This is a genomic window from Lentzea aerocolonigenes, assembly GCF_000955955.1.
GTDB classification, from domain to species: domain Bacteria; phylum Actinomycetota; class Actinomycetes; order Mycobacteriales; family Pseudonocardiaceae; genus Lentzea; species Lentzea aerocolonigenes_A.
Genome location: NZ_JYJG01000079.1, coordinates 14492 through 36448, shown reverse-complemented (window position 1 = coordinate 36448; position 21957 = coordinate 14492). Strand labels below are relative to the sequence as shown.

At 67.8% G+C, this 21957-nt stretch carries 16 protein-coding genes; 11 read left to right on the top strand and 5 right to left on the bottom strand.

Annotated features, from left to right (window positions below; all coding sequences use genetic code 11):
* Positions 1-28: 28 nt before the first annotated feature.
* Positions 29-1609 (top strand): purple acid phosphatase family protein, encoded by a 1581-nt coding sequence (locus UK23_RS13600; protein ID WP_045311836.1) that lies wholly within the window; start codon positions 29-31, stop codon positions 1607-1609.
* A gap of 14 nt (positions 1610-1623) precedes the next feature.
* Positions 1624-3030 (top strand): purple acid phosphatase family protein, encoded by a 1407-nt coding sequence (locus tag UK23_RS13595; protein WP_045311835.1) that lies wholly within the window; start codon positions 1624-1626, stop codon positions 3028-3030.
* Positions 3031-3074: 44 nt separating this feature from the next.
* Here UK23_RS13595 and UK23_RS51510 read toward each other — a convergent pair whose 3' ends face one another.
* The gene (locus UK23_RS51510; RefSeq protein ID WP_156213079.1) at positions 3075-3239 is read right to left on the bottom strand and encodes a hypothetical protein; all 165 of its coding nucleotides are present in this window, start codon (positions 3237-3239) and stop codon (positions 3075-3077) included.
* 261 nt (positions 3240-3500) lie between these two features.
* On the opposite strand from UK23_RS51510, the gene UK23_RS13590 reads away from it, so the two are divergent.
* Positions 3501-4058: a DUF3887 domain-containing protein gene (locus UK23_RS13590; protein ID WP_156213078.1), complete on the top strand. Its 558-nt coding sequence runs from the start codon at positions 3501-3503 to the stop codon at positions 4056-4058.
* Positions 4059-4062: 4 nt separating this feature from the next.
* Entirely contained in the window at positions 4063-4395 is a 333-nt protein-coding gene (locus UK23_RS13585; RefSeq protein ID WP_045311834.1) for a hypothetical protein, read from the top strand.
* Between the two features lie 199 nt (positions 4396-4594).
* Here UK23_RS13585 and UK23_RS13580 read toward each other — a convergent pair whose 3' ends face one another.
* Positions 4595-5095 carry a GNAT family N-acetyltransferase gene (locus tag UK23_RS13580; RefSeq protein WP_196777725.1) on the bottom strand — a complete coding sequence of 167 codons (501 nt, stop codon included), beginning with the start codon at positions 5093-5095 and terminating at the stop codon, positions 4595-4597.
* On the opposite strand from UK23_RS13580, the gene UK23_RS13575 reads away from it, so the two are divergent.
* The 4 genes from UK23_RS13575 to UK23_RS13560 all read left to right on the top strand — a co-directional run bounded on the left by UK23_RS13575 (position 5094) and on the right by UK23_RS13560 (position 11620).
* The gene (locus UK23_RS13575; RefSeq protein WP_045311833.1) at positions 5094-6035 is read left to right on the top strand and encodes a nucleoside hydrolase; all 942 of its coding nucleotides are present in this window, start codon (positions 5094-5096) and stop codon (positions 6033-6035) included. The two genes, UK23_RS13580 and UK23_RS13575, sit on opposite strands and share 2 nt — an antisense overlap.
* Positions 6036-6081: 46 nt before the next feature.
* On the top strand, positions 6082-6981 hold the full coding sequence (locus tag UK23_RS13570) for an LCP family protein (RefSeq protein WP_045311832.1): 900 nt from the start codon (positions 6082-6084) through the stop codon (positions 6979-6981).
* Positions 6982-7233: 252 nt separating this feature from the next.
* On the top strand, positions 7234-11043 hold the full coding sequence (locus UK23_RS13565) for a WD-40 repeat protein (protein WP_045311831.1): 3810 nt from the start codon (positions 7234-7236) through the stop codon (positions 11041-11043).
* Positions 11044-11122: 79 nt separating this feature from the next.
* Positions 11123-11620 (top strand): DUF2165 domain-containing protein, encoded by a 498-nt coding sequence (locus tag UK23_RS13560; RefSeq protein ID WP_045311830.1) that lies wholly within the window; start codon positions 11123-11125, stop codon positions 11618-11620.
* Here the strand turns inward: UK23_RS13560 and UK23_RS13555 are convergent.
* The 3 genes from UK23_RS13555 to UK23_RS13545 all read right to left on the bottom strand — a co-directional run bounded on the left by UK23_RS13555 (position 11595) and on the right by UK23_RS13545 (position 17422).
* The gene (locus tag UK23_RS13555; protein ID WP_045311829.1) at positions 11595-13649 is read right to left on the bottom strand and encodes a diguanylate cyclase domain-containing protein; all 2055 of its coding nucleotides are present in this window, start codon (positions 13647-13649) and stop codon (positions 11595-11597) included. The genes UK23_RS13560 and UK23_RS13555 overlap by 26 nt on opposite strands.
* A gap of 234 nt (positions 13650-13883) precedes the next feature.
* Positions 13884-16205, bottom strand: coding sequence for a helix-turn-helix transcriptional regulator (locus UK23_RS13550; RefSeq protein WP_082114627.1), 2322 nt, complete (start codon positions 16203-16205; stop codon positions 13884-13886).
* Positions 16206-16207: 2 nt separating this feature from the next.
* A complete protein-coding gene (locus UK23_RS13545; protein ID WP_045311828.1) occupies positions 16208-17422 on the bottom strand; it encodes an Hsp70 family protein in 1215 nt (404 codons plus the stop codon).
* Between the two features lie 215 nt (positions 17423-17637).
* Here UK23_RS13545 and UK23_RS13540 point away from each other — a divergent pair, with 215 nt between their 5' ends.
* The 3 genes from UK23_RS13540 (at position 17638) to UK23_RS13530 (ending at position 21948) form a co-directional block, all read left to right on the top strand.
* Positions 17638-18546, top strand: coding sequence for an IniB N-terminal domain-containing protein (locus UK23_RS13540; protein WP_045311827.1), 909 nt, complete (start codon positions 17638-17640; stop codon positions 18544-18546).
* Positions 18547-18745: 199 nt separating this feature from the next.
* On the top strand, positions 18746-20557 hold the full coding sequence (locus UK23_RS13535) for a dynamin family protein (RefSeq protein WP_231114496.1): 1812 nt from the start codon (positions 18746-18748) through the stop codon (positions 20555-20557).
* Positions 20554-21948 (top strand): hypothetical protein, encoded by a 1395-nt coding sequence (locus UK23_RS13530; protein WP_052684637.1) that lies wholly within the window; start codon positions 20554-20556, stop codon positions 21946-21948. The genes UK23_RS13535 and UK23_RS13530 overlap by 4 nt, the downstream gene beginning before the upstream one ends.
* Positions 21949-21957: the final 9 nt, after the last annotated feature.

Below are 21957 nucleotides of genomic sequence, written 5' to 3'. Positions count from 1 at the left end.
GTAAAGAAAGTTTCCTAATTTCCGCAGTATGAGTGTGCCTCCGCGACGCAGGTCACAGAACGGTCCGCGGCTTCAGGAGCTGTACGAGGACGCGCGGCGGAGGTACTCGCGGCGCGGCGTGCTCAAGGCCGGGGCGGCGGGTGGGGCGGTGCTGGCGGCGGCGAACCTCGGCATCGTGCAGGCCGGTGCGCAAGCCGACTCACCTGCGCCGGACGTCTTCCTCAAGGGTGACGACCTCGGCCAGGCGTTGCGGCCGTTCGGGCGGCACCTCGCGTTCGGGGCCGATCCGACCAGGCAGGTTGTGGTGTCGTGGCAGGTGCCGGCCAACGTTCAGGAGCCGTACATCAGGCTCGGGACTGGGCCTGGCGAGTACGGCGAGGCGATCAAGGCTGAGACCAGGACGCTGACGAGTGACTTGGCGTGGCAGGAGAAGGGCGCGCTGTTCACGGTCTCGCCGCATCTCGGGAAGGCCGTGACGCAGTACTACCAGCACGTCCAGATCAACGATCTGGTGCCGAACACGACGTACTACTACGTGGTTGGGCACCGGGGGTTCGAGCCCACGGAGTTCAGCACGTTCAGGACGGCGCCGAGCAGCAACGAGCCGTTCAGCTTCACGGCCTTCGGGGACCAAGGGGTTGGCTACAACGCGTTGGCCACCAACAGCCTCATTGCCGACCTCGGGCCGCAGTTCCACCTCGCGATGGGCGATTTGAGCTACGCCAACGACGGGGAGGGCGGCAGGCCCGATGACGCGTTCGACGCGCGGAAGTGGGACTCGTTCTTCGCTCAGAACGAGCTGATCGCGTCTACGACGCCGTGGATGGTGGCGCTCGGCAACCACGAGATGGAGAGCTGGTACGACAAGAACGGGTACGGCGGGATGCGGGCGCGGTTCACCATGCCCGACAACGCTTGGGACGGCTCGACCTGCATCTACTCGTGGCGGTACCTGAACGTCGGGCTGATCAGCTTGGACGGCAACGACATCTGTTACAACAGCGACGCCAACCTCGACTACACCGAGGGCAAACAGCAGGTCTGGCTCAAGGCGCAGCTGGAGAAGTTCCGGAAAGATCCGAAGATCGACTTCATCGTCGTCTACTGCCACCAGTGCACGTACTCGACGTCCGGCAACAACGGGTCCGAGGTCGGCGCGCAGAAGCGGTGGGCGCCGTTGTTCGACCAGTACCAGGTGGACCTGGTTCTCAACGGGCACAACCACGTCTACGAGCGGACGGACCCGATCAAGGCCGGCAAGGGCACGAAGAAGGCGGACATCAAGTCCACCGTCAACCCCGTCAAGGACGGCACCACGTACATCACGGCGGGTGGTGGCGGGGAGAGCATCAACAGCTGGCAGGACGAGAAGGCCGGCGACTCCTACTTCGGCAACGTCAAGGACGCCACGGCGACGATGCGGGTCGACCAGGAGGACGGTGAGGAGAAGCTCGTCAAGGTCACCTGGTCGCGGGTGCGGTATCGCGGGTACGGGCTGGTTTCTGTTGACGTGACGCCGAAAACCGGTAACGCGCCCGCACAGATGAAGGTCAGGGCGCTCACCGAGACGGGTGCGTTGATCGACGAGCTCACGATCCGGCGTGGCTGAGGGAAGGCGCAGAGATGACTGAGACCACGCGGCGGTCGTTGTTCAAGCTCCTGTCGGCAACGGCGAAGGCGCCGGACGGGCTGAGGATCAGGCCCGTCGGCAGGCACATCGCGTTCGGCGCGAATCCGGAGAAGCAGGTCGTGATCTCCTGGCAGCAGCTGGAGAAGGTCAACGGGCCGTACGTCCGGATCGCCACCGAAGCGGGCAGCTTCGGCGCGAAGATCAGCGCCGAGCTTCGCACGCTCAAGAGCGAGATCGGCTGGCAGGAAGGCGACCACAGCTTCCCGCCGCACGGCCCGAATCCCATGTACCAGTACTACCTGCACGTCAAGCTCGACAACCTGAAGCCGGACACTACGTACTTCTACGTTGTGGGGCATGACAACTACGACCCCACCACCAGCCAACGGCGCGGCGAGGTGGCCCAGTTCCGCACTGCGCCAACGGTGAACACGCCATTCACCTTCACCGCGTTCGGCGATCAGGGGTACGGCTACAACGCGCGCAAGCTCAACAGCCTCACCGCGGACCAGAACCCGGCGTTCCACCTCGCGCTCGGCAACCTGAGCTACGCGATCCACAGCGGTACGAAGAACGCCGAAGGCGGGCACCCCGACACGGACAAGTACGACGCCGCCAGGTGGAACTCGCTGTTCGCGCAGAACGAGCTCGTCGCGGCGACGACACCGTGGATGATCACGCTCGGCAACCGCGAGATGGAGGAGTGGTACTCCCCCAACGGCTACGGTGGCGTCAAGGCGCGCTTCACCATGCCGGACAACGCTTGGAGCGGGTCGACCGGCATCTACGCGTGGCGGTACCAGAACATCGGGCTGATCAGCCTGGACGGCAACGACATCTGCAGCCGCAACATCGCGAACCTCGACCACACCAAGGGCAAGCAGCTCACCTGGCTGGAAAAGCAACTCGCCGACCACCGCTCCAACCCGAAGATCGACTTCATCGTGGTCTACCTGCACCACGCCACGTACTCCACATCGGACGGCGGCGCGGAGAGCATCGCGCAGCAGAAGTGGGCACCGTTGTTCGACAAGTACCAGGTCGACCTCGTGCTCAACGCGCACAACCGGGTCTACGAGCGCACCGACCCGATCAAGGCGGGCAAGAGCGCCAAGACCGGTACCACCTACATCACGGCCGGAGGTGGCGGCCAGGCGCTCGACAAGTTCTACAAGGACGCGCCGGAGTCCTATTTGGACCACGAGAACAACAGCGGCACGCCGACCATGCGCTGCTTCAAGAAGAACAGCGACAAGTCCACGGACACCAAGGTCACCTGGTCACGGGTGCGCTACCGCGGCTACGGCATCACGGCCGTGGACGTCACGGGGAAGACGATGAAGATCCGCGCGCTCGACGAGGACGGTGCGCTGATCGACGAGATCACCCTGCGACGCTGACGATCAGGCCTTGCCCGGCAACCGGGCAAGGCCTGATCGGTGTTTCAGCAGTAGACCTGGAACGGCTCGCCCGACTGCAGGCGGTACTGGTCGTAGCCCAGGCAGAACGGCGGCTGCACGTGCCTGATGAACGTGGCAGCCGCCGGCGCCTTCTCCGGGCAGTCGGGTCCGCCGATCGCGGCCGAGGCCGGGCCTGCCGGAAGCAGCACCGCACCGAGAACGGCACGTCGGACAACCGCCGGAAAACCGATCAACGCTGCCGCCGCGGCCGCACCGGCCAGAGCCGCGCGGACCAGCGGCCACCAGTCGGACCGGCCGGGAGCCTGGTCGAGTAGTGGGGGCGCTGGGCCAGTTCGCGGCAGGACGGCGTGCCCGCGGCTGTTCGGAGCCGGCGCAGGTCGAAGGCGAACCTTTCTGGCCGTGTCAAGGCTGGGTTGACAGCAAAATCTGTCAACGCTACCTTGACAAGGGTGAATTTGGCTGGGCTGATCAGGCACAACGCCGAGCTGGTCGCGCGGGCGCTGGAGGGCGAAGGACCCGCGCGTGAGGCATTGGTGGGCGCGTTGTCACTTGCGGCACTGACCGAGGACGCCACGCGGGCACTGGTCGTGCTGGCTCGCGACGGGGGTGCCACGTGGGCCGAGATCGGCGAGCTGCTGCACGTCAGCAGGCAGGCCGCTCAGCAACGCTTCGGGGGCGCGGAGATGACGGAGTCCACTGTGGCCAGTGTGCGGCAGGCCACGCAGGTGGTGGCGCACTTGGGCAACGGCGAGTTCGCGGCCGTGCACGCCATGTTCGACGCGCTGATGAGCTCGAAACTCGGCGTGGACGAGCTCGGGGCGGTGTGGCGGCAGCTGGTGAGCAACCTCGGCGAGCTGCGGGACACCGGTACCGCCGCGGTGACGAAGAAGGGCGGGTACACGATCGTCGACATCCCGCTCGCGTTCGCCGAGGCCGAGATGAAAGCCCGCGTCACCTTCAACACCGACGGCTCGATCGGCGGGCTGTACATCCTCAATCCGGAGTGATCCCATGCAGAGCTCCACGAACTACGACGACGGTCTCATCGCCTGCCAGGACACCGAACTGGTGATCCGCCGCTACTACTTCCCGTTCGGGCTGGCGAAGCGCGTGCGCTACGACCGGATCCGCTCGGTGCGGCGGTACGCCCTCACCGAACTGAGGGGCAAGTACCGCGTCTGGGGAAGCGGCAACTTCACCCAGTGGTTCAACCTGGACTTCCGCCGTCACCGCAAGTCGGTGGGCCTCGTGCTCGACCTGGGCGGCCCCATGCAGCCGGTGATCACGCCGGTTGACGCCGACCGGTTCCTCGAGGCGCTGGCCGCGCACGGGGTGCGCGGCTGAGTCCCACGGCCACCAGTGCGACGGTCGTGGCGAGCGTCACCGCCACCGCGAAAGCCAGGTACAGCCAGCAGCCGGCGGGTACGGGCCAGCCGCAGCCATTCCAGTTCCACAGGCTCACCAGACCGGACCATCCACTTCGGACACGAGCAAGTCGAGCACATACCGCCAAAAGAGGGGAATGTCTTATGTGCAACTGTTTCTAGCTGCGACGGTAACGAACCTCTTTGACAACGGAGGAGCCGAACTCCTCGACCCGGGTCATGCCATCCACAACAAATCCCAAGCGTTCGTAAAACCGACGAGCCCGAGGATTGTCTTCCAGCACCCACAGAACGGTGTCGGTCATTCCGGACAAAGCCGTCGTCAGGAGCGGCTCGGCCAGCCCGGATCCCCACGCCGAGGGCAGCAGGTAGATCGCGTAGAGCTCGGAAGCCGCATCCGCATCACGCGACGGCCCGGTGGAGGCGAACCCGACGACCGCCCCGTCGAGCAACGCCACCCACACCCCGCCGGACGGGATGAGGCGTTCCCACATCGATGTGCGCGCTTCCACGGAGAGGTTGTCGAGCAGCTCGTCCGGCATGTGGCCGCGATAGACGACCTGCCAGGTGCGCACGTGCACCAGCGCAACGTCAGCAGCGTCGGAAACCTCGGCAAGTCGGACTGTCATGTCATCCCCCGGTGGCATGATCGAGTGCATGCGGATCATCGTCGACGCGGATCCCGGCATCGATGATGCCCTTGCTTTGTACTACCTGCGTGCCCGGCCGGACGCCGAAATCGTCGCGATCGGCACGGTGCACGGAAACGTGCCGGTCGAGCAGGCCACGGCCAACGCCCTGCGGCTCACCGAACGCCTCGGGATCAAGGCTCCGGTGGCGAAAGGCGCCGCCAGGCCACTCGCACAGCCGCTCATGACCGCCGAGAACGTCCACGGCGAGGACGGCCTGGGCGGCCACGCCGGAGACGAACCCACCACGGCACACACGAACGAAAGCGCCGCGGAGCAGCTCGCCCGCCTGGCCCGAACGAACCCCGGCGAGCTGAACCTGCTCGCCATCGGCCCGCTCACCAACGTGGCACTGGCGCTGCAGATCGAGCCACAGCTCCCCCGCCTCATCGACAAGGTCGTCATCATGGGTGGCGCGCTCAACGTCCCCGGCAACATCACGAGCTACGCGGAGGCCAACTTCTGGCACGACCCGGAAGCCGCCGACCTCGTGCTGCAGGCGGGCTTCGAGGACCTGACGATCGTCGGCCTCGACGTCACGATGGCCAGTCACGCACCGGGAGAGTGGCTGGAAGCGCTTCCACCGCACAACTACGCACGCAAGATTCTCGGCTTCTACGCCGACTTCTACGGCAGCTTCCTCGGCAGGACCGGCTTCGTCCCGCACGACCCGCTCGCCGCCGCGATCATGCTCGACCCGGATCTCGCCACGTACACCGAAGACCGGTTCGCCATCGAGCTCACCGGCCGCTACACCCGCGGCGCTCTCGTGGCCGACCAGCGGTTCCTCGCCGAGGGCAGCCCGTTCGGCCGGGACATCGCCACCGAACGCACGAAGGCCAAGTACGCCGTCACGACCCAGCACGACGTCTTCCTCGACCAGCTGAGGCACGCTGTGACACAACCATGACGAACCACCGACGGGATCCGGACAAACAGCCGGGACCGTCGAGGGTATGAACGTCCACTTGAAACGATGGCTCGCGGTCTCGGGGGCCGCCGTGGTCATCACGGCGGGCGTCGTGGTCGGGGGTTCCTACTGGAAGCTCGAGAGCAATCTCAAGACCGTCGATCTGGCCAAGGAGATCACCCACCCCAGGCCTCCGTCGACGCCCGGCCGCCCGCTCAACATCCTCCTGATCGGCAAGGACGACGGCCGGTCCGACACCGCCATGGTCGTGCAGCTCAACGCCGCCGGTGACCAGGCCAGGGTCGTCAGCATCCCGCGCGACACGATGGTCCCGCGGCCGAGGTGCGGCAACCACCCACCGGCGAGCATCGCCATGTTCAACAGCGCCTTCTCCACCGGCGGCGCGGCGTGCACGGTGGCCACGGTCGAGCAGATGAGCGGCATCCGGATCGACCACTTCGTCCAGATCGACTTCAACGGCTTCCGCGACGTCATCGACCGGCTCGGCGGCATCGACATCAACGTCCCGGAGCCGATCGACGACGACAAGAGCGGGCTGCACGTGCCGGCCGGGCCGACCAAGCTCGACGGAACGCAGGCGCTCGCATTCGTGCGGACCCGCTACAGCATCGGTGACGGCAGCGACCTCAACCGCATCAAGAACCAGCAGCTGTTCATGCGGGCGCTGAGCGAGAAGATCGCAGGCGAGAACTGGCTCGCGAGCCCGCAGAAAACATTCCAGCTCGCGGACGTGCTGACGAAGTCGATCGTCACGGACGAGGAAATCGGGTCGATCTCGAAATTGGCGGACCTCGCGGGAAAACTCACCGCGTTGAAACCGGAGAGCATCACCTACGTGACGCTGCCGACGGAAACGTATCTGCCAGATCCGAACAGGGTTCAGCCCAAGCAACCAGAAGCGGATGCGCTGTGGAGGGCAGCCTGATCTAGCAGGCCGCGCCCTGCCATTCGCTTGGCCCGGGCCACGGCTGAGGAGACCCCCAGTGCTCCTCAGCCGTGGAAACCTTGCCCCAGTTGGTCACTGCCACTTTGACGGTCTCCCGTGTCTCGTGAAGGACGTGCGGTCGAGGTTGTCAGACCACCTCGTTAGGGTGGGCGGAGGACAGCCCGTCCGGCGCGTGCGCCGCAGCTCAGACGGGCGGTCCACGTTTTCCGGTCCGGACGAGGTGGAGGGCCCTTGGGACCCCGTGGCGTCTTCGCGGAGCGCTTCGCGCTGCTCTACGCGGAGGCAGGTGACCCACCCCTGAAGCGGGTCACGGAGTCGGTCGCCCGTGCCCGCCGAACGGACGAGCAGGGCAGACCGGTTCGCGTACCGGCGCAGCGCGTCAGCGACTGGCGGCGAGGGCGCAACGTCCCCGCCAGGTTCAGCGGGCTGAGCGCCGTGCTGGAGATCCTCGTCGGCGAGGCGCGCAAGCGGAAGCCCCAGCCGGCGATCGACGGGCTGTACGACCTGGACGCGTGGCGCATTCTCTGGGAAGAGGCGCTCGCGAGCCCGGTCACGGAAACGGACGCGCCCCCGCAGGAAGACAGCGCCGTCTGCCCGTACATGGGATTGAGCGCATTCGGACCGCAGGACGCGAATTGGTTCTTCGGCCGGGAAAGGGCGACGAACACCCTTCTCGCCAGAATCAACGAGAACGGCATCACGATGCTCGTCGGCGCGTCCGGTGCCGGCAAGTCGAGTTTGATGAAGGCCGGTGTTCTTCCCCGGCTCGGGAAAGACGCAGTCATCATTTCCCCCGGCACCGATCCACTCAAGGAGCTCGCGCTCCAGGTGCCGGACCTGATCCTCACGCTCGAGGCCGCCGCCGACTCCGAGGCGCTGGTCGAGTTCGCACACGAGGTGCAGCTCGCGGTCGGCGACAGGGTGCTGGTCGTCGACCAGTTCGAGGAGGCGTTCACCCTCGGCGGCGACGAGAACCGGTTGCGGGTCTTCGTGCAGGCCCTGCACGCGGCCGCGGAGAAGACGTCGGTCCTGCTGGGCGTGCGGGCCGACTTCTACGCCCGCTGCCTCGACTTCCCCGAGCTCGCCGAGGCCCTGCAGAACCGTCAGATGGTGCTCGGCGCGATGTCGTCCGCCGAGGTGCGCGACGCGGTCGCGAACCCGGCCAAGGCCGCCGGCCTGCAGCTCGAACCGGGTCTGGTCGACCTCATGCTGCGCGACCTCGGCGCGCACAACCGCCGCGGCAAGGACGCCTACGACGCCGGCGCGCTCCCGCTGCTCAGCCACGCCCTGCTGGTCACGTGGCAGCGCAGGCAGGCGGGCCGCCTCACGATCGCCGGTTACCGGGCCGCGGGCGGCATCCAGGGCGCCGTCGCCACCACGGCCGAACGCGCCTGGTCCGACCTCGACGAGTCCGGTCAGGCAGCCGGCCGGCAGCTGCTCCTGCGCCTGGTCCGGGTCGGCGACGACACGCAGGACACCCGCCGTCGCTCGAGCCGCCACAACCTGCTCGAGGCGGCCGCGAACCACACCGCCACGGAACGCGCGCTCGAGGTCCTCACCCGCGCCCGCCTGATCACGGTCGACGCCGGCAGCGTGGAGATCACGCACGAGGCGTTGCTGCACGCCTGGCCCCGGCTGCGCAGCTGGATCGACGAGGACCGGGCCGGCAACCTCGCCCGGCAGCGGCTGGAGGAGGACGCGGCGACGTGGGCGTCGAGCGACCGCGACTCGTCGTTGCTCTACCGCGGCGCACGGCTGGAAGGCGCGCGGCAGCAGCAGGTCACCACGCTCGCGAAGGAGTTCGTGCGGGCCTCAGAGCGCCAGCACCGCAAGAGCACCTGGCTGCGCCGCAGCGCGGTCGCGCTCGTGGTGGTGTTCGCGCTGATCGCGGCCAGCGCCGCGGTGATCGCCGTGCGGCAGCGCAACGACGCGGTGTTCGGCCAGGTCGTGGCCGAGGCGGACCGGATCGCCGACACCGATCCGTCGCTCGCCGCGCAGATGCTGCTCGCCGCGCACCGGATGCGGCCGGACGACCAGGACGTGGCCTCCAAGCTGATCGCGAACCAGCAGACCCCGTTGTCCGTGCCGCTGCAAGGGCACACCGGCGCGGTCTACCTGACGTCGTTCACCAAGGACGGCACGGTCCTCGCGACGGCGAGCTACGACCGCACCGCACGCCTGTGGGACGTGCGCGACCGCTCGAACCCGAAGCCGCTGGCGGTGATCACCGGTCACAAGGACTGGCTCACCTCCGCGGTGTTCTCCCCCGACGACAAGGTGCTCGCCACCACCGGCAACGACAAGACGATCAAGCTCTGGGACATCACCGACAGGGCCGCGCCGAAGCTCCTCAAGTCCATCGAGACGGGCAACGGCACCAGCTACCTGCTGGAGTTCAGCCCGGACGGCAAGACGCTCGCCGCGGCGAACGAGGACAAGACCGCACGGCTGTGGAACGTCAGCGACCCGGCGAACCCGACGCCGCTCGGTGAACCGCTGCGCGGCGCCACCGCGGCGGTCAGGACGCTCGCCTTCTCCCCCGACGGCAAGACGCTCGCCACGTCCGGCGACGACCAGATGGTCCGCGTCTGGGACGTCGCGACCCGGACCATGATCGGCAAGCCGATGACCGGGCACACCAACGGCGTGCACTCGGTGACGTTCAGCCCCGACGGCAAGCTCATCGCGTCCGGCAGCGACGACCAGACCGTGCGGCTGTGGGACCCGGCCACGCAGAGCCCGGTCGGGGACGCGCTCGTCGGCCACTCCGGCCCCGTGTGGTCGGTGAAGTTCAGCCCCGACGGACATCTCCTGGCGAGCGGCGCGTCGGACGCCACCGCCCGGTTGTGGAACGTCACCAACCCCGCCAACCCGACCAAGTTCGGCAAGCCGCTCGCGGCGCCCAGCGGCGGTCTGTTCGCCGTCGGCTTCTCCCCGGACGGCCGCACCCTCGCGACCGGGGCGAACGAGAACTCGGTCCGGCTGTGGTCGTTGCCGCAGAACCAGGTGCCGATCGCCGCCACCAACGTGGGACCTCCCGCGTTCAACGCGGACGGCAAACTGCTCTTGAGCGGCAACGGCGGCAAGCTGTTGCAGCTGTGGGACAACACGGAACCGTTCGCGCTCAAGCCGATCGGAGGGCCGCAGGCCGTCCCGGACAAGACGGCCTTCAAGGCGAAGCTCACGCAGGACGACAAGGTGCTCGGCTCCGCGTCCGGCGACGGGAAGGTACGACTGTGGGACGCGCGCGATCCCGCGCACGTCGTGCCGCTCGGACCGCCGATCTCGGTCACCACCAGGTTCACCAACCCGCTCGCGTTCTCCCCCGACGGCAGAACCATGGTGACCGGCAACGACGACAAGTCGCTGCGGGTGTGGAACATCAGCGACCCCGCACACCCCGTCCAGCTGGGTGATCCGCTGACGGGGCACGACGGGTACATCAACGACCTGACGTTCAGCCCGGACGGCAAGACCCTGGTGACCGTGAGCAGCGACCGCACGTTCCGGCTGTGGGACATGACCGACCCCGCGAAACCACGGCTGCTGGGCAAGCCGGTCGACGACCACCACGAGCCGGTGCTGCGCGTGGCCTACACCCCGGACAGCCGGACGCTGATCACCGGCGGAGCCGACAAGGCGATCCGGCTCTTCGACGTGCGCGACCGGGAGAAGCCGGTGTCGCTCGGCGTCCTCACCGGCCAGACCCAGGGGGTCACCTCGCTCTCGGTGACGCCCGACGGGAAGACGCTCGCGAGCGGCAGCGCGGACAACACGTTCCGGTTGTGGGACATCAGCAATCCGGCCGAGGCGACCGCGATGGGCCTGCCGATGGTGCTCGCCTCCGGTGCCGAGCCGTACGTTCTGTTCAGACCGAACAGCCGGGTGCTGATGGTCACCTCCGGCGACGGCGTGCTGCGCCTGCTCGACCTCGACATCGCGCACGAGACAGACCGCATCTGCGCGGCCTCACGAGGCGCGCTGACCGAACAGCTGTGGCAGTCCCGGCTGCCCCAGGTGCCGTTCCAAAACCCCTGCTGACTCCGGCGAACACGCCCAGCGGATGGGAGAAGATCCAACCCGCCTCACTGCCCGCACCTCATCGGTTACTGTCCGCGCCATGCGTCTACTTGCTCGGGTCGGCAGCTTGCGCGCGGTTGTGGCGGTGACCGTCGGGTTCATCGCTCTCAACATGCTTCTCGTGGTGCTCGGCAACGTCACGGACTACGGCACGAACGAGGCGTTCGTGAAGCACGTCCTCTCGATGGACACCACGTTCGGCAAAGAGCTGAAGTGGCGGGCCATCACCAGCCCCGCCGCGGTCACGATCGTCTACGTCGCGATCATCGTCTGGGAGGCGATCTCAGCGGTCCTGCTGACCGCGGGCACCATCGCCTACATCCGCGACAAGGAGGACAGCGCGCGCAAGTTCGCGTCCGCCGGCCTGCTGATGATCGTGGCCCTGTTCCTCGGCGGCTTCATCACCGTCGGCGGCGAGTGGTTCGCCATGTGGCAGTCGAAGGACTGGAACGGCATCACCGCCGCCCTGCGCATGGTGACCATCGCGGGCTTCGCGCTGATCCTCGTGCACCTCAGCCCGCGTCGGGCCACTCAGTAGTCGGCTCCAAGCAGAACACCGGCCCGACCCCGGCGTCGGCGCCGAGCTCATTCCACCAGTCCCGCTGCTCAGCGTCCTCGATCGCGTCGATCACGACGAGCCCACCGGCCTCGTGCACGAACCCGACGAGGTCGCTGAGCACGTGCGACACCAGCTCATCGGGCTTCTGGCGACGCCCCTTGATCCGCACGGCCTTCACGCCGAGCGCCCGCACCAGCTCGATCTCGGCCGTCGACCCCTTGAAGTCGCGCGCCCCGATGTGAATCCCCATGTCCGACAACAGATCCAGGTTGTCGGCTGCCTCGCTGTCCTCGGACGCCAGCACGTGCACCGGGAACCCGAGCAGCAACCGCGCAGCAGGCAACCCGGTGTCCGCCAGCACCCGCCGCACGTCCCGCACCAGGTCCGGACTGTTGGCCATGCTCTCCGTCAGGCACACCGCAAGAATCTCGTCGTGCACGCAAGCCGCCTCGGCAGCCCTGCGCAACATCCACTCGCCCAGCGGCAACATCAACCCGGTGTGCTCGGCCATCGACACGCACTTCTCGTGCGCGATCAGCCCGACGTCCCGGTGCCGCCAGTTCAGCTCAGCCTCGACGCACACCCGCGCCGCCCCGTCGAGCTTCATCACGGGGTTGAACACGACCTCGATCTCGCCGTTCTCCCAAGCCCCCGGCATCACCGCAGCGAGCGCGAACTCGTCCTGCTCCCGCTTGTCCTGCGTCGCGTCGTGCAGCCCCCACTGCCGCCGCCCACTCCGCTTCGCCCTGCGCAACGTCATGTCCGACGCCCGCAGCACCTCAGCGGGATGCCCTCCAGGATGTAACCGCGGCAGCACACCGATGCTCGCCGACACCGCGATCCCGTGATCGCCGAAGTAGACCGGTTCAGCCAGTTCGTGCTCAATGGTCCGAATCGTGGACTCCACGTCCGGCGTCTCGGCCCCGTTCTCCACCAGCACCGCGAACTCGTCCCCTTCGAGCCGCGCCACCATCGCCTTCTCGCTCGAGAACACGGCACTCAACCGCTCAGCCACGAGCTTGAGCACCTTGTCGCCGATCTCCCGCCCCAGCCCGTCCGTGATCACCGCGAAGGCGTCCAGGTCCAGGTGGTACAGCGTCACTCCGTGTTCAATGTCGCTGTGCAGCAACGACTCCAGCCTCGTCGTCAGGTACTGCCGGTTCGGCAACCCGGTCAGCGCATCGTGCAACGACTGGTACTGCAACCGCCCACCCAGCAACGTCAGCTGGCTGTCATCGTCGATCATCACCACGAAGTGCTTCGGGTTGTCCTCCGCGTCCTTCTGCACAGTCGCCGCGAGCAACACCCGGAAGTGCTCCCCATCCCGGTCGATCAACCGGGGCCGCTCCTCAACCCTCCGCATCCGCCCGAACTTCAGCCCGGCCAGCGCATCGTTGATCAACGGCAGATCCGCGGGCGCGATCAGGTCCGTCAACGTCATCCCGGCAACATCCTCGCGCCTCAAGATGTTGCACAGCGCCTCGTTGGCCCGCTCCAGCTCCCCGTCCAAGCTGACCATCGCAATGCCGGTGGACGAGTGCGCGAAGATGTCCTCGAACCGCTCTTCACTGGCCTGCAAGTCCAGCTGCACGGCCCGATTGGCCCGAAGCAGCGCCTGGCTGACACTCTCCTGCTGCTCCAGCACGAACGCCTGAATGGCACCGGTGTACGCCGCCGACACGGCCCCGATGACCATCGCCGCCGTGTGCGCATCGGCACCTTCCTGCGCCACGAACGCAGCCAGCACCTCAACGGACTTCCGCAGGCTCTCAGCCCCAACGCAGTGGATCTCGACCAGGCGAGCACCAACCTGGGAGGCAACGTCCGGATCCTGCGCCAACGCCTCGGCCACGACGTTCAGCAGCTCATGCAACTCTTCAGTGAGCTTCGCGGCAGACAACGGTATGTACGCGGTCCGGCTGACCTTGATCGCCCAGTCGCGCGCCAACTCGTCACGTCCCAGCGGGCGTGACGATCTCGCGTCGTCCTGGCTCGGCAAATCATCCACCTGACCTGCTCGGCGAGCAACGGTGCGGAAGCCTACCGCCAGCAAACCACAACGACCTCGTGCGCGACCCTCTTCCCCCCAACGGGCGTACCGAGATCCCGCAGCGTGACGCCTTCTACTCGCTCGATCGGAGCAATTTTGTCACGCACCACCCACCCATACCGCCCGCGATCGCCAACCGGCCCCCGAGCAGCGCCGAACGGCGCCAGCGCGCCACCGACAGGCGGCCACCCTCTAGCCCCCGACGATATGCCGCAACTGAGCCAGAAGATCAGACCGAGAAGTACTCCCCAACCGCTGCCTCATCCGAGCCATGTGGTGCTCAACGGTCTTGGCCGAGATGAACAACCGGTCCCCGACCTGCCGATAGGTCATCCCCTCCAGAACCAGCCGGGCAACCTCCCTCTCCCGATCACTCAGCTTTCCAGCATCCTCAACCACACCAGCGGATTCCGAGTCGCCAGAACCAGCCCGCCGAGAGGAAACCGCCCGCCCCTGCAGCAACCGGGCACAGTCCAACAACCGAACCATCGCCTGGCGATCAGAAGTCCGAATCGCAGCCTGCCCAGCCAACCGAGCCGCATCCCACCAAAGCCCCACGGCATGCAAACTCCGAGCAGCCTCCTCGACCCGATCCGCATCAACCTTCCCGGCCACGACATCCAGCCAGCACTCAGCCGCGCCGGACAAGATCCCGCAGTACCGCGAGTACTCCCGATTGACCGCCAACGCGGCAGCATGCGACTCAGCCGCAGCAGAGTCCTCGTCGATGATCGCCGCGTGCAGCAGCCCCCAGTGCAGCTGAGTCGTCCACAACGGCGGATTCCCCAGCCCGCGCAACAAAGCCTGTGCCTGAGCCAAGTGCGGCGCCAACCGCTCCTGATCCCTCAACCGGGCCGCCGCAGCCGCGAACTCCCCCAACGGCAACAACGAATAGAGATCCACAGGATGCCGGAGCACGGCTTCACAAGCCTGCTCCCACGTCCGACGCAAAGTAGCCAGATCGCTGTTCCGCCGCGCCACCCCGACCTCGAGCGCCACGGCAAAAATCCAGTCGCGAGGCTCGAACGCCCCACGCACGGCCATCAGCCCTTCACGAGCCACCGCCAGGTTGCCCCGCAACATGTGCAGCCACGACTGCAACAGCCGATGCCGCACCGACATCAGCACACCACCGGTCGAGCACTCGACGGCCCGGTCCAGCACGGACTCGGCCACGTTCGGCTCACCGCAGTGCACCGCGACCAACGCGGCCAGAGCGGCCGGCGAATCCGGCAGCAACACCGCGCCACCGGCGGGTTCGAGCAGCGAAGAGGCCCGCACCAGAGTCGACAGAGCGGCGGTCTCAGCTCCGGAAACCGACTGTCGAACACCTTGCAGCATAAGGGAAGCAGCCCCGCCGAGCATCGTCGGCGGCTGCGGCGGCGTCTCCTCGAACCGGTGCCCGGTTCCGATCAGCCCGATCCCGGCGAACGCGGCCGCATAAGGCGTCGCAGCCCACCGGAACAGCTCGGTGCTCCGAGCCAGCTGCCCGCGGTGCGCCAACGCCACCGCCGCGACCTCGGCAGCCGTACGCCGATGCGGCGTGTCGGAGGCACTGATCACCTGATCAGCCAGCCGCAGAGCGGAATCAAGATCCCCGGCCATCGCCGAGGCAGTGGCCCAGGCGGCAGCGGTCTCCGCCGACGCCGCTCCACCGCCGGTGGAAGCCTTGAACAACCGCGCTGCCAGAGCAGGATCCGAGGACAACGCCTCACGTGCAGCAGCCGCGAACACCGGCCCACCGATTCCGGTGTCCAGCAACGGCCGGACCAGCTCCAGAACCGGCCCGCCGCGTTCGAGCTGCAGCTGTGCCAGCTTCTGCCGAACCGCGATCCGCCGCTCGGCACGAGTCAACGCCACGACAGCCCGGTGCGCCAACGGCAGCAGGGTGCCGTCCTCGGCCAGCATCCCGGTCGCCCGAGCAGCCTCGATGATGTCGCTGACCTCGTCGAAGTCCTTGTCCAGCAACGCGGACAACAAGTCCAGCCGCTGAGCCGCACCCGCCTCGGCCGCCAGCAGGAACTTCTGCAGATCCGGATCCAGCCAGTCGAGCTCTGACCGAAACGCGCTCAGCACCTCGGGGGAAACCTCGGAAACAGCACCAAGAGCAGTGACCAACCCGGGCACACCACCGGTCTGCGCGAACACGAAGTCCACGACAGGCTTGGGCGCGTGCAGCAACTCCCGGACCTGCTCACGCGAAAAGGGCGCCAGCTGCACGACAACAGCACCACGGCTCAGCTCGGCCAACGCCGCGCGACGCGGCCACGGCCGGTACGCCACCACCAGCAACGGCTCAGCGGCCAAGGCACGCAGAGCAGGCTCGTCAAGCAGATGAGCGTCATCGACCACACGCACAGCCGAGTTGGTGATCTCGTCCAACAACGCTGTCTTGCCGTAACCACCAGGCGCCACAACGACAACGCGCAGGCGAGAGCCCTCGGCTGCGTCGTTGATCCGGTCGAGGACACCTCGCACGGAAGCGTCCAGCACCAACCTGGCTCGCGTGGTCACGCTCAACGGCCGTCCTCATCGTCGTATTTGTCGGACTTCTCAGAACGCGAACGCCGGCCGACCGGATTCAGCGCGCTCGCCACGCGCTTCACCCGACGCGGAGGCAGTTCCAGCGGGGACACGTCCACCGGCGGGCGGGGCGGCGGGGCGCTGAACTCCTCGTCGTCGGGACGAGTGATCTCGCCGACCGGGAACCGCAGCGACGCCTCACGGGTGTGCACCAGAACCGAGGTCTCGAACGGTTCCGGCTCGGCTTCGGGACCCACCACGACCAGCCGCGCGGCGACGGCGGCGCCCTTCGCGACCGAGTGCTCCGGCGCGGCCTCGGCCAGCACGCGGCAGTCGACCGCGGCGGACAGCGAGTCGCCGATCACCTGCATCCTGCAGCCACCGCCGACCAGCAGCACCGCATCCGGCTGAACAGTGCCCACCGCGCGAACGAACGTGCTGACCAGGTGGTCCACGGACGGGCGGATCTCCTCGACGAACTCGTCACGGGTGATCTCGACTCCACCGACGACCACCGACGGGCCGAACGCCCGCTTCGCCGCCTCGCACTCGGCGGCCGACACGACACCGTCCTTGCCGAGACGGCCGCGCACCAGCGCGCCGAGCAGGTCGTCGAAGTCGCCGCCGGTGTGGTGGTCGATGCCCTCGACGTGGTTGACCAGTTCGAACGTCCGCGACTGCGACCGACGGACGACCGACGCGGAGAACGCGTGACTGCCCAGCGAGAACACGGCCAACGACGAGTCCGGCACCACGCGAGCGCGCACGGCGTGGTTCTCCGCAGCCGCCAACGGTTCTGGCACGAGCGTCACGTCGTGCACGCCAACGGCCCGCAACGCGCCGTAGAGCTGGCCACGGCGATAGGGGCCCCACCCGGCCGGGTGACTGACGGCCACGTGACGGGGCTGTTCACCCTCTCGGGCGACCACCTCGCCGATGACCCACATGATCAGCAACGCGGTGAGCTCCTCGGCCGGGCACGTCTCCGGGCCCAGCGAGAACGGCACCGCGTCACCGACTCTGCGCAGGAATCCGGTGGCCGTCCAACCGGCCACGTCGAACTCACCGACCGAGAACGTGCCAGCGTCCGTGAGCTGCAGAAACGACGGCACCACCAGGGCGATCTCGGCATCCCGGGCACCGTCGAGACGGCACACGGCAGCAGTCGTGCGGGTGGTCCCGACATCGACTCCGAGTACGTACGCCAAGTCTCTTCCTCACCTGTTCGCAGCAGCGACCAGTACCTACACGGGTGAACAAGAGGCGCTCAAGCGATGCCCCTAATCCCCTAGGGGGTCAACGAGCGTCACCCCTTTGGGGAACGGGGATCTACTGGGAGTGATCCCCGATGTTGGGGGTGGCCCCGCTCTCATAGCTTTTCGGCACACCAATTGATACGTGCTTCAACGGGAGAGTTCCTCTGATGATCGAGTCCAGCACGCTCCACGACTTCGTGCTCAACCTCCTCAGCGACCCGACCCTGAAGGCCGCGTTCGCCGACGACGCCCAGGGCACCCTGGAGCAGGCTGGCCTGGCCGACATCACCGCCGTCGACGTGCAGGAGGTCATCCCGCTGGTGATCGACCTGCTGCCGGCCACCCCCGCGGGCCTGCCCGCCCTCGAGAGCGTGGCCCTCGGCGGTCTCCCGCACGAGGTCCTCGAGGAGGGCCCGCTCGGCGCCATCAGCCAGCTGCAGGCCGTCGCGTCTCAGCTGACCACGTCGGGCGTGTCACTCCACGACATCACCTCCTCCTCCGCGGGCCTCATCGCAGCGGACGAGAACGGCATGTCCGTGTGGGCCGGCTCGACCACCGCCGACACCTTCAGCGCCGGTGAGGTCAAGTTCGACGGCGACTTCTCCGCCGTCGGCGACGTCACCTCGGTCCTCGACCAGACCGCGTCCCCGGTCACCGGCACCGTCCTCGACGTGGCCGACACCGCGACCGGCACGGTCGACGGCACGCTGGGCACCGTCTCCCACACCGTTCCCGGTGTCGACGGCATCCTCGGCAACCTGACCGGCGTGACGGGCCTCGGCCACGACGCGCTGGGTGTGCTCGGCGGCGGCACCGCCCACCTGGGTGCCCTCAACGTCGGCGGCCTCGACGCCATCTCCTCCGGCAACATCGGCGTGGCGACCGACGACAACACCCTCAACACGGTCACGCACACCGCTGCCGGTGCCGTTGACACCGCCACGGGCGTCACGGACACCGCGACCGGCCTGGTCGACCACGCGGGCGTCGGCAACGTGCTCGGCAACGTCACCCACGTCGCGCACGACCTGCCCGTCGTCAACGACGGCCTGGACCTGCACGGCCTGCTCGGCTGAACCACCCTCCCCAACGCGGACCGGCCCTGTCTCACCGACAGGGCCGGTTCGTCGTCTCACCAGGTAAAACGCGAGCAAAGACCAGCACTGCGGTTCGTTCGGTGAGCAACGTCACCGCACGGTCCGAGCAGCCCGGTCTCACCCGAACGGAACCGGTCTTGCGTTCGAGGCTTTCACCCAAGGGGGTGAACACGGCACTATGAGTCAGGTGATGGCACCGCCCTGGCTCGACGTGCTCGACGAGACGATCGGGGCCTGCATCACGCACCGGAGGCCCGATCTGGAGGCCCGGCTGCGGGAGAAGCGGGCTCAGCAACTCGACCCCAAGTTGCGCGTTCTCGTCGTCGGCGAGTCCAAGCAAGGCAAGAGCCAGCTCGTCAACGCGCTGCTCAACGCACCTGTGTGTGCGGTGGGCGACGACATCACGACGACTGTGCCGACTTTCGTCCAGCACGCCGACACCCCGTCGGCCGCGCTGGTCCGCAACGCGTCCGCTCGCGGGTCGATCTTCCACACCCCCACCGAGCGCATCGCGGTACCGATCGAGCAGGTCACCAAGCAGGCCACCGCGCAGCACGTCGTGCGCGCCGAGATCGGCATTCCGCGCGCGCTGCTCGACAGCGGCCTGGTCCTGATCGACACCCCCGGAGTGGGTGACACCCGATCCGCTCATACCGCCAGCACGTTCGCGACGCTGATGCAGGCCGACGCCGTGCTGCTGGTCTCCGACGCCACCGGCGAGCTGACCTCGGCGGAGATGACGCTGCTCAAGAAGGTCATGGAGGCGTGCCCGAACGTCACCGTGGTCGTCACCAAGATCGACCTGGTGCCGAGCTGGCGCAGCGTCGTGGAGCGCAACAAGGCCCTGCTCGCCCGTGCCGGAGTCCCGGCCAAGCTCATCCCCGTGTCGAGCGCGCTCCGCCTCCGCGCGGCCAAGACCGGTGACCAGCGGCTCAACACCGAGTCCGGTTTCCCGGAGCTGCTGGCGTGCGTGCAGCGGGACATCGTCGCGTCAGCCGATCTCCTGGCCCGCCGCGCCGTCGCCGTCGTCGCCTCGTCCGCCATCTCCCAGCTCGTCACGCCGTTGCGCGAGGAGCTGACCGAGCACGACTCGTCCCGAACCGTCGCCACGATCTCGACGCTGCAGGAAGCCCAGCGGCGCGTCGACGAGCTGCGGCGCCGGTCCGCCCGTTGGCAGAACGTGCTCAACGACGAGATGGCCGACCTGATCTCCGACGTCGAGTACGACCTCCGCGACCGCACCCGCAAGATCCTGCGCGAGGTCGACCGGACCTACGACGAGGCCGACCCCGCGATCGGCTGGGACAAGTTCGAGCAGTGGCTGGAGGACAACCTCAACGAGGCCGCCACCACGAACTTCGCCTGGCTGATGGAACGCGCGGAGTGGGTGGCCGCGAAGGTCGCCAAGAACTTCCCGGTGTACCGCGAGGACCTGATCCCCGGTTCGGTGCTGCCGGACGACCTGCTCGAACCCGCGAGCAAGCTGGAGAAGCCGAAGATCGAGCCGTTCTCCATCCCGCAGAAGCTCTTCACCGGTCTGCGCGGCTCGTACGGCGGCGTGCTGATGTTCGGCCTGGTCACGTCGCTCGCCGGGATGCCGCTGATCAACGTGATCTCGCTCGGTGCCGGTGCGCTGTTCGGCGGAAAGTCCATTTTGGACGAAAGCGACCAACGGTTGAAGCGCCGCCAGGCCGCCGCCAAAGCCGCCGCGCAACGGCACGTCGACGACTTCTTCGTGAAGTTCTCCAAGGACGTCCGCGACTCCGGCCGCCACATCCAGCGTTCGCTGCGCAACCACTTCAGCACTCTCGCCGAGGAGCTGCAGGAAACGTTGCTGGAGTCGGCCCGCAGCGCCAAGCGCGCGGTGCAGGACGACCAGACCGAGCGCGAACGCCGGCTGCGCGAAGGCCGCAAGGAACTGGACAAGCTGGTCACGCTCTACAAGCGGGTCCAGACGCTCGGGGGTCCCGCGATGGAGCTCACCGCGTGACCTTGGACCGCGTCGTCTGGTCGATGCTGCAGGAAGCACTGGCCGTGTACCGCGACAGCCCGCGCGCCACCGCATGGCTGCGCTCGCACCTGGAGCGCTACACCGAACCCGTGCGGATCGCGGTGGCCGGCCGGTCCCGCATCGGCAAGTCCACCGTGGTGAACGCGTTGATCGGCGACGAGTTCGTGCCGCTCAGCTCCTTCACCTGGTACCGCGGCGGCACCGAACCGCGGGCGCACGTCTTCTCCGGGCCCGGCCGTCCGCACGAGGTCGCGGTGGGCAGGCGAGGACACCGCCACCACGTCGAGATCGGCCAGATCGACCGTGCCGACCGAGTCGTCGTCGAGTGGCCCGCGCGGACGTTGCGGGACATCGTGCTGATCGACACGCCGTCCGAGGCCTCTCCTGAGCAGGTGCTCGGCGAGGCGGACGCGTTGCTGTACCTGATGCGGCACGTGCAGGACGACGACCTGAAGTTCCTGCAGGCGGCCAACGACCACCCGATCGCCCGTACCGCCGCGATCCACACCGTCGCCGTGCTCGCCCGTGCCGACGAGATCGGTGCCGGGCGGATCGACGCGCTGTCGTCCGCCAAGCAGATCGCCCGCCGCTACCGTCGCGATGTCGCCGTGCAGCCGTTGTGCCAGAACGTGGTCTCGGTCGCCGGGCTGCTCGCGGTGGCCGCGAGGACGTTGCGGGAGGACGAGTTCGCGGCGCTCCGCACGCTCTCGTCCCTGGGCCGCGAGGAGCTCGAGGACAACCTCCTGTCCGCGGACCGGTTCGTCGGCGAGCAGTTCCCGCTGCAGATGGAACCGGCTGTGCGGCAGGCGTTGCTGGAACGGTTCGGGATCTTCGGCGTCCGGCTGATCACCGCGTTGATCAGGCAGGGCTTCGACACCCAGGTCAAGCTGACCGGCCAGCTGGTGCAGCGCAGCGGGCTCGGCGAGCTGCGCGACTCGATCGCGATCCACTTCACCGAACGCCGCGAGGTCCTCAAGGCGCGCTCGGCGTTGCTGGCGCTGGACGTGCTGTTCCGGATGGAGCCGCGGCAGAACGCCCGCAAGCTCATGGCCGACCTGGAACGGGTCGTCGCCTCCGCGCACGACTTCCGCGAGCTGCGCCTCGTGGCCGCGTTGCAGTCCGGACGCACGAAACTGCCGGGCGACCTGCAGACCGAGGCGTTGCGGCTGATCGGCGCCGAGGGCACCAACCCGTTGGTGCGACTGGGTTTCGACTACGAGGCCGACACGCGCGAGCAACGGGAGGCGTTGCTCGACGCGCTCGTCCGGTGGCAGGCGCAGGCTGCCGATGTACACGCGCCGCACGACCAGCGCAAAGCCGCCCAGATCGTCGTGCGCACCTGTGAAGGGCTTCTTCCACAGCTGCGCTGAGGCACGATT